The organism is Massilia sp. AB1, from assembly GCF_018119385.1.
Taxonomy (GTDB): Bacteria; Pseudomonadota; Gammaproteobacteria; order Burkholderiales; family Burkholderiaceae_D; genus Telluria.
Window position 1 is genome coordinate 153,042 of record NZ_JAGKSG010000002.1, and the last position, 13,151, is coordinate 166,192.

12 protein-coding genes are annotated in these 13,151 nt (G+C 62.9%); 9 read left to right on the forward strand and 3 right to left on the reverse strand.

Annotated features, from left to right (window positions below; all coding sequences use genetic code 11):
- Positions 1–127 precede the first annotated feature (127 nt).
- A complete protein-coding gene (gene ald / locus J8847_RS02015) occupies positions 128–1,243 on the forward strand; it encodes an alanine dehydrogenase (protein WP_211523015.1) in 1,116 nt (371 codons plus the stop codon).
- Here ald and J8847_RS02020 read toward each other — a convergent pair.
- Both J8847_RS02020 and aac(6') read right to left on the reverse strand, forming a co-directional pair.
- Positions 1,213–2,007: a 5'-methylthioadenosine/adenosylhomocysteine nucleosidase gene (locus J8847_RS02020; protein WP_211523016.1), complete on the reverse strand. Its 795-nt coding sequence runs from the start codon at positions 2,005–2,007 to the stop codon at positions 1,213–1,215. The genes ald and J8847_RS02020 overlap by 31 nt on opposite strands.
- Positions 2,008–2,028: 21 nt before the next feature.
- Positions 2,029–2,472: an aminoglycoside 6'-N-acetyltransferase gene (gene aac(6'), locus J8847_RS02025; protein WP_211523017.1), complete on the reverse strand. Its 444-nt coding sequence runs from the start codon at positions 2,470–2,472 to the stop codon at positions 2,029–2,031.
- A 1,270-nt stretch (positions 2,473–3,742) separates the two neighbouring features.
- Between aac(6') and J8847_RS02030 the strand changes: the two genes are divergently transcribed.
- From J8847_RS02030 to J8847_RS02060, 7 genes are all read left to right on the forward strand, one after another.
- Positions 3,743–5,380 carry a GMC family oxidoreductase gene (locus J8847_RS02030; RefSeq protein ID WP_211523102.1) on the forward strand — a complete coding sequence of 546 codons (1,638 nt, stop codon included), beginning with the start codon at positions 3,743–3,745 and terminating at the stop codon, positions 5,378–5,380.
- Positions 5,381–5,558: 178 nt separating this feature from the next.
- On the forward strand, positions 5,559–6,329 hold the full coding sequence (locus J8847_RS02035) for an ABC transporter ATP-binding protein (protein ID WP_211523018.1): 771 nt from the start codon (positions 5,559–5,561) through the stop codon (positions 6,327–6,329).
- Positions 6,329–7,036, forward strand: coding sequence for an ABC transporter ATP-binding protein (locus tag J8847_RS02040; RefSeq protein ID WP_211523019.1), 708 nt, complete (start codon positions 6,329–6,331; stop codon positions 7,034–7,036). Before J8847_RS02035 ends, J8847_RS02040 begins: the two co-directional genes overlap by 1 nt.
- 28 nt (positions 7,037–7,064) lie before the next feature.
- Positions 7,065–8,267, forward strand: a complete 1,203-nt coding sequence (locus J8847_RS02045; protein WP_211523020.1) for an ABC transporter substrate-binding protein — start codon at positions 7,065–7,067, stop codon at positions 8,265–8,267.
- 90 nt (positions 8,268–8,357) lie between these two features.
- Entirely contained in the window at positions 8,358–9,242 is an 885-nt protein-coding gene (locus J8847_RS02050) for a branched-chain amino acid ABC transporter permease (RefSeq protein ID WP_211523021.1), read from the forward strand.
- A 10-nt stretch (positions 9,243–9,252) separates the two neighbouring features.
- Positions 9,253–10,230, forward strand: a complete 978-nt coding sequence (locus tag J8847_RS02055) for a branched-chain amino acid ABC transporter permease (RefSeq protein WP_211523022.1) — start codon at positions 9,253–9,255, stop codon at positions 10,228–10,230.
- 50 nt (positions 10,231–10,280) lie between these two features.
- Complete coding sequence (locus J8847_RS02060; RefSeq protein ID WP_211523023.1) at positions 10,281–11,102, forward strand: alpha/beta fold hydrolase; 822 nt, start codon at positions 10,281–10,283, stop codon at positions 11,100–11,102.
- Here the strand turns inward: J8847_RS02060 and J8847_RS02065 are convergent.
- Positions 11,097–12,254 (reverse strand): iron-containing alcohol dehydrogenase, encoded by a 1,158-nt coding sequence (locus J8847_RS02065; protein ID WP_211523024.1) that lies wholly within the window; start codon positions 12,252–12,254, stop codon positions 11,097–11,099. The genes J8847_RS02060 and J8847_RS02065 overlap by 6 nt on opposite strands.
- 118 nt (positions 12,255–12,372) lie before the next feature.
- Between J8847_RS02065 and J8847_RS02070 the strand changes: the two genes are divergently transcribed.
- The gene (locus tag J8847_RS02070; RefSeq protein ID WP_211523025.1) at positions 12,373–13,143 is read left to right on the forward strand and encodes a TSUP family transporter; all 771 of its coding nucleotides are present in this window, start codon (positions 12,373–12,375) and stop codon (positions 13,141–13,143) included.
- Positions 13,144–13,151: the final 8 nt, after the last annotated feature.

Genomic DNA, 13,151 nt, shown 5'->3' on the forward strand with positions numbered 1-13,151 from the left:
AATGAGCATAGAGTAGGAAGGGTAGAAGAGACGATTTTACAAAAAGAGCTGCAAAATGTGCCGCAACAAGGCCGGGGCCACAAGCTCCGGCCCTGACAAGGACAGCTCCTCACACATGGAGGTAGACATGCTGGTTGGCGTTCCAAAGGAAATCAAGAACCACGAATACCGGGTTGGCCTCACGCCCCCGTCCGTACGCGAACTCACCGCGCGCGGGCACCAGGTGCTCGTGCAGAAGAACGCTGGCGCGGAAATCGGCCTGCTCGACGAGCAGTACGTGGCCGCCGGCGCCAAGATCGTCGAAACGGCGAAGGAAATCTTCGAGCGCGCCGAGATGATCGTCAAGGTCAAGGAGCCGCAGCCCGGCGAATGCGCGATGCTGCGCCCGAACCAGGTGCTCTACACCTACCTCCACCTCGCTCCCGATCCCGAACAAACCGCCGCGCTGGTCAAGTCCGGCGCGATCTGCATCGCCTACGAAACCATCACCGGCCCGGGCGGCGGCCTGCCTTTGCTCGCCCCGATGAGCGAAGTGGCGGGACGCATGGCTATCCAGGCCGGCGCCAGCCACCTGGAGAAGTCCAAGGGCGGCATGGGCCTGCTGCTGGGCGGCGTGCCGGGCGTGGAAGCAGGGCACGTGGTCATCATCGGCGCGGGCGTGGTCGGCACCAATGCGCTGCAGATGGCGGCCGGCCTGGGCGCGCGCGTGACGGTGCTCGACAAGAACGTCGACCGCCTGCGCCAGCTCGACCTGGTCTACGGCAACCGCATCTCGACCCTGTATTCGAACGCGCACGCGCTGGAAGAAAGCGTACTCTCTGCCGACCTGGTGATCGGCGGCGTGCTGGTGCCGGGCGCCGCGGCGCCGAAGCTGGTTAGCCGCGACATGGTCTCGCGCATGAAGAAAGGCTCGGTCATCGTGGACGTGGCGATCGACCAGGGCGGCTGCTTCGAAACCTCGCATGCGACCACCCATGCCGATCCGACCTTCGTGGTCGACGGCGTGATCCACTACTGCGTGGCGAACATGCCGGGCGCGGTGGCGCGCACCTCCACCTTCGCCCTCAACAACGCCACCATCGGCCATGCCGTCGCGCTGGCGAGCAAGGGCTGGCGCCGCGCACTGGCGGACGATGTCCACCTGCGCCACGGCCTGAACGTCTGCCAGGGCAAGGTCACCTACGAAGCCGTGGCGCGCGACCTGGGCTACGACTACGTGCCGGCCGAATCGCTCCTGGCCTGAAGCGGCGCCTCGGCCAGGTCCCGGCACAGGCGCCGGGTGATGTGAAAGGCATACTGCGCGGCGACCGATTTCACGAATCGCATGAAATCGGGCGCCGCGTTTTCATTGGCGTTGTCGGAAATCGCGCGGATCACGGCGCAGGGCACGCCCAGCTCATGGCACACCTGCGCCACCGCGGCGCCTTCCATTTCCACCGCCACCAGTCCGGGAAGCGCGCCATTCATCGCCTCGATGCGGCTCTTCTCGTTGACGAACTGGTCGCCGCTCGCCACCAGGCCGCGGTGCACGCGCGGACGCTGGAGGCGGAATTCGCGCCTTTCTCCTTCGCTGACGGCGTCCAGGAAGTCCAGCTCGAGGAAATCCTGGGCCGCGCCAACCAGGCGCATCGACAGCTGCTGGTCGGGCTGGAAGTGGGTCTGGCCGGTCAGCGGCACTTCGAAGCGAGGGAACAGGGGACTTGCATCCATGTCGTGCTGGACCAGCGATTCCGCGACCACGATATCGCCTACCTGCACCGTTTTATCCCCGGCGCCGGCCACGCCGGTAAAGAGGATGTGGGTAACTCCGAACTTCTCCACAAGCGTTGTGGCGGTCATGGCTGCCGCAACCTTGCCAATTCGCGATAAAACGCACACAGCGTCGATTTCCCACAGTTGTCCAGCAACGTAGTCGCGCATGCCATGGATGAGCCTGGAGGGCCCTCTCATGGCTTCCACGAGCCCCACCTGTTCTTCGTGCAGTGCGCTGATGATCCCTAATCGCATGGTTTTTCGTCTTTTTTCTCTTTAAAGCGGTTTGCGGAAGTACACCACGCGTTCGGTTTCCTCGAATCCCAGCGCCAGATGCATGTCCTGGCTTGCCTTATTTTCGAGCAAAGCATCGGAAGCCATTTCACTGCAGCCCTGTTCGCGCGCCCATTGCTGGGCTTTTTCGACCAGCAAGCGGGCAATGCCTTGCCTGCGGCAGTCTGGAGCGACGTACAAGCCTTCCAGGAAGCCGACAGGAGAACTGTCGGTGCCGTTGACGTAGTCGCTCCTGAGCGCGATTTCCACCAGTCCCTGAGCTTCGCCGGCATCGGAGTAGGCCAGGAACTGTGCATAACGCTGCGGTTGTGCACAGCAGTCCTGCATTTCAGCCAGATGCTCGCTGCTTTCTGCTGGCCATAAGGCCACGCGCAGCTCGAGCCAGCCTGCTTGTTCAGGGCTTGTACAGCGCTTGATGGTGGTCATGGAGAGACTCAGTGTGGTGACGTAGCCTTGAAGATTAGCAGAAGCATATCTTCTGGCAGCTGTTCACTGCGTTTTTGCTTCTGTTGTTTACCTAAAGAATGTGTATACAAAGTTGGTAGTGATAGTAAACGGCCAAGCGTCTGTGGATAACAACGGTTTACTCCACAGTATCAAGCGCTTACATGATCGTTTACCTGCTGAACAAACCTTGCGTCCAGCTTGCACGAAACTTGGACAAAAAATGCCGGAGTCTTCAAATCGATCGTTCTGCACATCTGATCCTGTGGATATTCATCAGCTTTTCCACAGCCGGGATGGCGGGTCGGCAGTTTTAGCGTTGGTGGATCAGTGCCGGCATCGTTTTGTCGACCAGGATGGAGACAAGACATCCGAGCTGTTCAGCTGAACTCTGTTTTGCAGATCACAGGTTTGTAAGACCTTGCTTCTTTTTTTGGCAGACGGTTTTCGGCAGAGAGTTCGCAGCTGGTTTTTGAATGGGCTGGCTGGATTGGAAAAGCGGAAAGGTTTTGTTGTTGTATCTAAAGGTATGTATACAAAGCTGGTAGTGATAGTAAACGGCTCATCATTTGTGGATAAGTCCAGTTTTTTCCACAACATCAAACGTTTACGGTCGCGTTAACCTGCAGGACAAACCTTGCTTTTGCATTGCAGGAAACTTGGATAGAAATTGGATGGGGTGCGTAAACCGCTGCTTCTACACATTCGATCCTGTGGATATTCATGGGCTTTTCCACAGAGCGCATACGGACGGGGACGTTTTTGCCTGCAAAACGGGCTCTGCCTGGGCAGGCCGCGAAGCTGACAAAGGGGCGCCAGCGGGTGTGCGAAGTTGCAACAGCCCGGGCAAAAAAATTTTTTTTCTGAAGCTCGTCGGGTTTACAACCAAGATCTGTATACCACGTTGGTAGTAGTGGTTAACGCCTGCCCAGTTCTGTGGACAAGCTGGTTAACGCTCCAAAAATCAAACGTTTACGTTCCGGATAAGCCGGTGCACTGCCGCGCAAAGTTCCTGGTGGCAAATCTGGACAAGATTTTTGCCTGTGCAAAAAAGCCGAGTTTTGCACAAACGATACCTGTGGATATCAAGTCGGTTATCCACAGATGGGCTCTAGACTTCCGTTTACGATCTGGTAAGCTCCACTCATCGAACTACGGTCGGAGGCATGTTGGACCTCGCTGCACTGTCGTACCTGCTCGCTTTTTGCATGCCGGAGCCCGGCGGCATGCCCATTCGAGCGCTGCGATGAGCATGGAGTCCGCAGGCGACTACGACTACATCATCGTCGGAGCCGGCACCTCCGGCTGTGTGCTGGCCAAGCGGCTGACCGAGCGCCAGGATCTCAAGGTCCTGATCATCGAAGCGGGCGGCAAGGACGACTACCTGTGGATCCATATCCCGGTCGGCTACCTGCACTGCATCGGCAATCCGCGCACCGACTGGCTGTTCCGGACCGAGCCGGATGCGGGCCTGGGCGGACGTTCGCTGATCTACCCGCGTGGCAAAGTCCTGGGCGGCAGCTCGTCGATCAACGGCATGATCTACATGCGCGGCCAGAAAGCGGACTACGACCGCTGGGCCGACGTGACCGATGATCCTTCCTGGCGCTGGGACCAGGTGCTGCCGCTGTTCAAGCGCAGCGAAGACCACCATGGCGGCGCCAGCGACATCCACGGCGCCGGCGGCGAGTGGCGCGTCGAGCGCCAGCGCCTGTCGTGGAAGATCCTGGACGCCTTCCGCGATGCGGCCGAACAGGAAGGCATTCCCAAGATCGCCGATCTGAATGCGGGCGGCGGCCAGGGGTCTGCCTATTTCGAGGTCAACCAGCGCCGCGGCATCCGGCTCAATACGGCGCGCGCCTTCCTCAAGCCGGCGGCCCAGCGCGAGAACCTGACCGTGATGACCGGCTGCCACGTCGAGCGCTTGCTGTTCGAGGACACGGAGCAGGGCAAGGTCTGCGTCGGCGTGCAGTTCACCGGCGGCGGCCGCGCCTTTACCGCCAGGGCGCAGCGCGAAACCCTGCTGGCGGCGGGCGCGATCGGTTCACCGCAGATCCTGCAATTGTCCGGAATCGGGCCGGCGGCCCTGCTTCACGAACACGGCATCGCGCCATTGGTCGATGCGCCGGGCGTGGGCGAAAACCTGCAGGACCACCTGCAGCTGCGCATGATCTTCAAGATCAAGGGAGCGCCGACCCTGAATACCCGGGCCGGCAACTGGTTCGGAAAAGCCTGGATCGGTCTCGAGTACGCCTTGAGGCGCAGCGGTCCGATGTCGATGGCGCCGTCGCAGCTGGGCGCGTTCGCCTGTTCGCGGCCCGGATTGGCGGCGCCGGACCTGCAATTCCACGTCCAGCCGCTGTCGCTGGATAAGTTCGGCGACCCGCTGCACCGCTTTCCCGCCTTCACGGCGAGCGTGTGCAACCTGCAGCCGACCTCGCGCGGGCATGTGCGCATCGCGTCCGGCGACAGTTATGCGGCGCCGAAGATCACGCCGAACTACCTGAGCACCGAGGCCGACCGCAAGACCGCCGCCGCCGCGCTGCAGCTGACGCGCCGCATCGCGGCCGCGCCCGGCCTGGCGCGCTACCAGCCGCAGGAATACCTGCCTGGTCCGGCTTATCAGACGGAAGAGGAGCTGGCGCAAGCCGCCGGCATGATCGGCACCACGATCTTCCATCCGGTGGGTACCTGCCGCATGGGCAGCGCCGGCGATCCGCTGGCCGTGGTCGACAGCCGGCTGCGGGTGCGCGGCGTGCACAAGCTGCGCGTAGTGGATGCCTCGATCATGCCCTTCATCACCTCGGGCAATACGAATTCCCCGACGATCATGATTGCGGAGAAGACCGCGACCGACATCCTCTCCCGGATGGAAGAGCCGCGTGGATAACTCTGTGCATAAATAGCTGAATAGCACGGGAATTGCCTGTGCAAAACTGCACACCCACCTTGCGCAGGTTCAAAGCAACAAACACGCACACTGTAGCGCTGGCGTATTGTGAGCCTCCAGCCTAGTATGTATTATTACTTGAGCAATGTTGCCTTTGCAGTAGCACGTGGGAGAACCAATGGCGGATGTCATCCTGGAGACAAGGGATCTGACCAAGGAATTCAAAGGATTCACGGCAGTTAGCAACGTCAACCTCAAGGTCCAGCGCGGCCATATCCATGCGCTGATCGGCCCCAATGGCGCGGGCAAGACCACTTGTTTCAATCTCCTGACCAAGTTTCTGGTCCCGACTTCCGGGCAGATCCTGTTCAATGGCAAGGACATCACCGGCGCCCGGCCCGCCCAGATCGCCCGCATGGGGGTGATCCGCTCCTTCCAGATCTCGGCTGTTTTCCCCCACTTGAGCGTGCTCGAAAACGTGCGCATCGGCCTGCAGCGCCGGCTCGGCACCAGCTTCCATTTCTGGCGCAGCGAGCGTTCGCTGGAGAGCCTGAATACGCGCGCGATGGAGCTGCTGGCCGAGGTCGGCCTGGACGGCTTCGCCCATGTGTTGACGGCCGACTTGCCGTATGGCCGCAAGCGGGCGCTCGAGATCGCCACGACCCTGGCCATGGAACCGGAACTGATGCTGCTGGACGAGCCCACCCAGGGCATGGGCCATGAAGATGTCCACAGGGTTACCGAACTGATCAAGAAAGTCTCGGCAGGGCGCACCATCCTGATGGTGGAGCACAACATGAGCGTCGTGTCGGGCATCTGCGACCGCATCTCGGTGCTCCAGCGCGGCGCCGTGCTGGCCGAAGGCAGCTATGCCGAAGTCTCGCGTAATCCACAGGTGATGGAAGCGTATATGGGCAGCAGCGACGGCCATTTGCAGGGAGCGCACTGATGACCCCCGCACTGGAAATCCGCGACCTGCACGCCTGGTACGGCGAATCGCACATCCTGCACGGCATCGGCCTGAGCGTGAACCCGGGCGAAGTCGTCACCCTGCTGGGCCGCAACGGCGCCGGCCGCACGACCACCCTGCGCGCCATCATGGGCCTGACGGGGCGGCGCAGCGGTTCGATCAAGGTCAACGGCCTTGAAGCCATCGCCCTGCCGACGCACCGCATCGCCCACCTCGGCATCGGCTATTGCCCGGAAGAGCGGGGGATATTTTCGTCCTTGTCCACAGAGGAAAACCTGCTGCTGCCGCCGCGCCAGAAAGGAGCGGAAGGGGGCATGAGCGTGGACGAGATCTACGAAATGTTCCCCAACCTCTACGAACGGCGCAACAGCCAGGGCACGCGCCTGTCGGGCGGCGAGCAGCAGATGCTGGCGGTGGCGCGCATCCTGCGCACCGGCGCGCGTCTGCTGCTGCTGGACGAGATTTCCGAGGGCCTGGCGCCGGTCATCGTGCAGGCCCTGGCGCGCATGATCACGACGCTCAAGTCCAAGGGCTACACCATCGTCATGGTGGAACAGAACTTCCGCTTCGCCGCACCGCTGGCGGACCGGTTTTACGTGGTGGAGCATGGCCAGGTGGTCGAGACGATCGCCGCGGCCGAACTCGATGCCAGGATGCCGGTGCTGACCGAGCTCCTGGGTGTGTGATTTTCCAGAACAGAACGGAGACAAGAAAATGAAACTACGTGCCCTCACTGTGGCCGTCGCTGCCAGCGCCGGCTTTGCCCTGCCTGCCCATGCCCAGATCTCGGGCGACGTGATCAAGATCGGTTTCATCACCGACCTGTCCGGCGTGTATTCGGACATCGACGGCAAGGGCGGTATCGAAGCCATCCAGATGGCGATCGCCGACATGGGCGGCGCCATCAACGGCAAGAAGATCCAGCTGGTCACGGCCGACCACCAGAACAAGCCGGACGTCGCCGCCTCCAAGGCGCGCGAATGGTTCGACCAGCAGGGCGTCGACCTCCTGATCGGCGGCACCAATTCCGGCGCCAGCCTGGCCATGGCCAAGGTGGCGGCCGAGAAGAAGAAGGTCTTCATCGCCATCGGTTCGGGCACGGCCCAGCTGACCAACGAGCAGTGCACGCCCTACACGGTGCACTACGCCTACGACACCGTGGCGCTGGCGCGCGGCACCGGCGCGACCATGATCAAGCAGGGCGGCAAGTCCTGGTACTTCCTGACCGCCGACTACGCCTTCGGCCAGTCGCTCGAGAAGGACACCGCCGACGTGGTCAAGGCCAACGGCGGCACCGTGCTGGGCAGCGTCAAGCACCCGCTGTCGGCCTCGGACTTCTCGTCCTTCCTGCTGCAGGCGCAGTCGTCCAAGGCCCAGGTGCTGGGCCTGGCCAACGCCGGCGGCGACATGATCAACGCGGTCAAGGCGGCCAACGAATTCGGCCTGACCAAGAAGATGAAGATCGCCGGCCTGCTGGTCTTCATCAACGATATCCACACCCTGGGCCTGAACACCACCCAGGGCATGTACCTGACCGACGGCTGGTACTGGGACCAGAACGCCGACACCCGCGCCTGGTCGAAGCGCTATTTCGCCAAGATGAAGAAGCAGCCCTCGATGCTGCAGGCGGGCGATTACTCGGCCGCGACCCAGTTCCTGAACGCGGTCAAGGCCACCGGCACGGACAACGCCGACAAGGTCATCGCACACATGAAGAAGACCCCGATCAACGACATGTTCGCCAAGAACGGCACCATCCGCCCGGACGGCCGCATGGTCTACGACATGTACCTGATGCAGGTGAAGAAGCCTTCGGAATCGAAGTACCCGTGGGATTACTACAAGGTCGTCGCCACCATCCCGGGCGACCAGGCCTACACCAAGAAAGCCGAAACCAAGTGCTCTTTGTGGAAGTAAGCCAACCCGGCTATTTCCACCGTTGTTAGCGTTTGATTCGTCACCCCCGCGAAGGCGGGGGCCCAAGTTTCGCAGCTCAGCCAGACCCCCATGGAAATCTTCGGCATCCCCTCCCAAGCCCTGATGAGCCAGCTCCTGCTGGGCCTGGTCAACGGCTCCTTCTACGCCATGCTCTCGCTGGGCCTGGCCGTCATCTTCGGCCTGCTCAACGTCATCAACTTCTCGCACGGCGCCCTGTACATGGTGGGCGCCTTCGCCGCCTACATCGGCGTCACCAGCTTCGGCCTGAACTACTGGATGATGCTCCTGCTGGCCCCGCTGCTGGTGGGCGCCTTCGGCATCCTGGTCGAGCGCAGCATGCTGCGCTGGCTGTACAAACTGGACCACCTGTACGGCCTGCTGCTGACCTTCGGCATCACCTTGCTGCTGGAAGGCGTGTTCCGCTCCTTCTTCGGCGTCTCGGGCCAGACCCTGGACGTGCCGGAGCAGCTGGCCGGCGCCACCGACCTCGGCTTCATGATCCTGCCCAACTACCGCGCCTGGGTGGTCGTGGCCTCCATCGTGGTCTGCCTGGGCACCTGGTTCGTGATCGAAAAGACCCGCCTGGGCGCCTACCTGCGCGCCGGCACCGAGAACCCCAAGCTGGTCGAAGCCTTCGGCATCAACGTGCCGCTGATGGTCACCCTGACCTACGGCTTCGGCGTGGCGCTGGCCGGCCTGGCGGGCGTGCTGGCGGCGCCCGTGATCAACGTGACGCCGCTGATGGGTTCCAACCTCATCATCGTCGTGTTCGCCGTGGTCGTGATCGGCGGCATGGGCTCGATCCTGGGTTCCATCCTGACTGGCCTGGCGCTGGGCGTGATCGAAGGCCTGACGCGGGTGTTCTATCCGGAAGGCTCGGAAGTGGTGGTGTTCGTCGTGATGGTCATCGTATTGCTGCTGCGCCCGGCCGGGCTGTTCGGCAAGGAAAAGTGAAGAGGGCGCCATGAATAAGAAACTCCTGTACCTGATCGCCCTCGTCGTGGCGCTGGCCGCGCCCTTCTTCGCCTATCCGGTGTTCCTGATGAAGCTGCTGTGCTTCGCCCTGTTCGCCTGCGCCTTCAACCTGCTGATCGGCTTCACCGGCCTGCTGTCCTTTGGCCATGCCGCTTTTTTCGGCAGCGCCGGCTATGTCACCGGGCACTTGCTGACGGTCGTTGGCCTGCCGACCGAACTGGGCATCGTCTGCGGCGTGCTGGCCAGCAGCCTGCTGGGCCTGGTGATCGGCTCGCTGGCGATCCGCCGCCAGGGCATCTACTTCTCGATGATCACCCTGGCGCTGGCCCAGATGGTGTATTTCGCCGCCCTGCGTTCGCCCTATACGCATGGCGAGGACGGCCTGCAGGGCGTGCCGCGCGGCCGCCTGTTCGGCGCGCTCGACCTGTCCAGCGACCTGACCATGTACTACGTGGTGCTGGCCCTGTTCGTGGCCGGCTTCGCCCTGATCGTCCGCACCGTGCATTCGCCCTTCGGCCAGGTGCTCAAGGCGATCAAGGAGAACGAGGCGCGCGCCGTCTCCCTGGGCTACGAGGTCGACCGCTACAAGCTGCTGGCCTTCGTGCTGTCCGCAGCCCTGGCAGGGCTCGCAGGAGCCACCAAAACGCTCGTATTGGGCTTTGAGACGCTGACCGACGTCCACTGGACCATGTCGGGCCTGGTGGTCCTGATGACGCTTGTAGGAGGCATGGGAACGCTTGCCGGGCCCATCCTTGGCGCCTTCCTCATCATTGCCCTGGAAAACAAGCTGGGCGACCTGGGCGCCTGGCTGTCGGAGTCGCTCGGCATCGCGTGGTTCGGCAGCCTGGGCGAGTCGGTGGGCATGGTCACCGGCTTGATCTTCATTGTCTGTGTTCTATTGTTCCGGCGTGGTATTGTGGGGGAAATCGGTGCTCTGCTCGACAAGGGGCGCAAGGCGAATGCCTGAGCGCGCAGGTCCGGGTGGCGGCGCCGCCACTGCTTGCGCCGGGAGAGAGCATGGGTGTCGAGTCGCACCAGGTCACAGTCAATGGTCTGAACATGCATTACGTCAGCATGGGCGAAGGTCCGCCTGTGCTGCTGCTCCACGGTTTTCCTGATACCCATTCCATCTGGCGCAAGCAGATCCCGGCGCTCGCAGCGGCCGGGATGCGCGTCATCGCCCCCGACATGCGCGGCTATGGACAGACCGATGCGCCTTCCAGCACCGGCGCCTACGCCATCGAATTCCTGCGCGCGGACGTGCTGGGCCTGATGGATGTGCTCGGCATCGGGAAGGCGGCCATCGTCGGCCACGACTGGGGCGGGCTGGTCGGCTGGCAAGTCTGCATGGATGCGCCGCACCGGGTGGAACGCTTCGTCGCCATGTCGACCGGCCACCCGGCGGCGATCGCCAACGCGGGCGTGGAGCAGCAGATGCGTTTCTGGTACATCCAGGGCTTCCTGATGCCGGTCGTCGCCGAGCAGGCGATCATGGCCAACGACTGGTTCTTCATTCGCCAGCTGACGCGCAACAAGGAACAGCAAAAATTGTGGCTGTCGGCGCTGGAGCCGGAAGGGCGCCTGACCGCCGCGCTCAACTACTACCGCGCCAATCTCAAGCTGGGTTCGTCGCGCCGCTGGGGGCCGGTCGAGGTGCCGGTGATGGGTATCTGGAGCGACCGCGATCCGGCGCTGGGCGAAAAACAGATGCTCGACTCGGCCGATTACTGCCGTGCGGGCTTCCGCTACGAACGCCTGGACGGCGTGGGACACTGGATGCAGCTGTCCGCGACGGACAAGCTCAACGCGCTCCTGATCGATTTCCTTCGCAACTCATAGCGCGGCGGCGTAGATGGCCCGCGCATGCTCGCGGCTGAGTTCGCGCGGGTTGTTTCCCAGCAGCCGGGTTTGCAGCATCGCATCGTCGGCCAGCCGGTCGAGATCGCTTTCCGTGATGCCGACCTGGCGCAGACTGGTTTCGATTCCCGTCATCCTGGCCGTTTGCTGCGTCGCAGCAATGAGGGCCCGCGCGCGTGCTTCGTCGCTACCGCTGGCTTGCGGGACGACGATGTCCGCCAGCTCCGCATAATGCCTTTCCGCATCGGGCAGGTTGAACTCCAGTACGTGCGGCAGGACCAGGGAATTCGACAAGCCGTGCGGCACATGGAAGATGCCGCCGATCGGATACGCCAGCGCATGCACCGCCGCCACCGGCGCGTTCGAGAACGCCTGCCCGGCCAGGCAGGCGCCAAGCAGCATCGCCTGGCGGACCTGCAAATCCTGGCCGCGTTCGCAGGCCGGCAGCAGGTTCCGCGACAGCAGGCCGAGCGCTTCCCGTGCCAGCGCGTCGGATAGCGGATTTTTCTTGTGGCGGCTGGTGTAGGCTTCAATGGCGTGCACCATCGCATCGATGCCGGTTGCGGCGGTGACCTTCGGCGGCAGGCCGAGGGTCAGGCTGGCGTCCAGCACCGCAAGGTCCGCGTACAGCTGGGGCGCCACGACGCCGGTCTTGGTCGTGGCGCCGGTGGTGACGATGGCGATGTTGGTGACTTCGGATCCCGTGCCGGCGGTGGTTGGCACCTGGACCAGAGGCAGCCGCTTGCCTGCCACCTTGCCGATGCCGTAGATCTCCGGCAGCGCCTGGCTCCCCTGTGCCAGCACCGCCACCAGCTTGGCGACGTCCATCGAACTGCCGCCACCGAAGCCGATGATCAGGTCGGCATCGTGCTGGCGTGCCGCTGCGACGGCGGCCAGTACGACGTCTTCGGGCGGATCGGCGACCACGTCAGAGAACACCGCGGATTGCATGCCATGCCGCACAAGATCCATCAGCGCCGCTTCCATCAGTCCGGTGCGCAGGAAGCCGGCGTCGGTGACGAGCAGGGGACGCTTCGTTCCCGGGAAACGCTCGGCGAGCAGGTGGCCCAGATTGGCGCTGGCGCCCGGTTCGGACAGGATGCTGGCGACGGTGCTGAAAGCGAAGGCGGTCATGCTGGTCTCCATGGGTGTGGTGCTGGAAGCTTACCGCATCCTCGCCCCTCGTTAGTCTTGCGCTCGAGAACTTCGCTTGCCGTAAAATGCAGGCTCTGCACCAATCCGAAAGTTCCCCATGATCGATTTAGTTTGGCTCGGCGGCGCCGCGTTTGCTGCCGGGCTGGTCGACGCCGTTGTCGGTGGCGGCGGCCTGATCCAGATTCCCGCCATCTTTTCCATCCTGCCGAAAGAAGCGCCGGCCACGCTGCTTGGCACCAACAAGTTCGCCAGCATTTTCGGCACCAGCGCCGCAGCGATTAATTATTCGCGCCGGGTGCGGGTAGCGTGGAGCACTGCGGCGCCGGCGGCGCTGGCCGCTTTCGCGTTGTCCTTTGCCGGCGCCTGGACCGTCACCCGCGTACCGGCCGACTTTGTACGTACACTGCTGCCAATTATCCTGGTGGCGGTGGCGGTCTATACGTTCAAGAAGAAGGACCTCGGGGCAGTGCACGCACCTGTGCATAGCGGCCTGGCCGAGCGCTACTGGGCCATCGGCATTGGCGCGGCAATCGGTTTCTACGATGGCTTCTTCGGTCCGGGTACCGGCAGCTTCCTGATCTTCCTGTTCGTGCGCTTCTTCGGCTTCGACTTCCTGAGCGCATCTGCGGCGGCGAAGATCGTCAATGTGGCATGCAATTTCTCGGCCTTGCTGTGGTTCGGCTATAGCGGCCACCTGTTGTGGCAGATCGGCTTGATGATGGCTGGCTGCCAGATTGCCGGCTCCTTGATCGGAACCAAGCTGGCGCTGAAGCACGGTAGTGGTTTCGTGCGCAAGCTGTTCCTGTTCGTGGTGACCGGATTGATCCTGAAGACCGCCTATGATGCTTTCACGAAGATCGGTTGGTAGTCGGACTG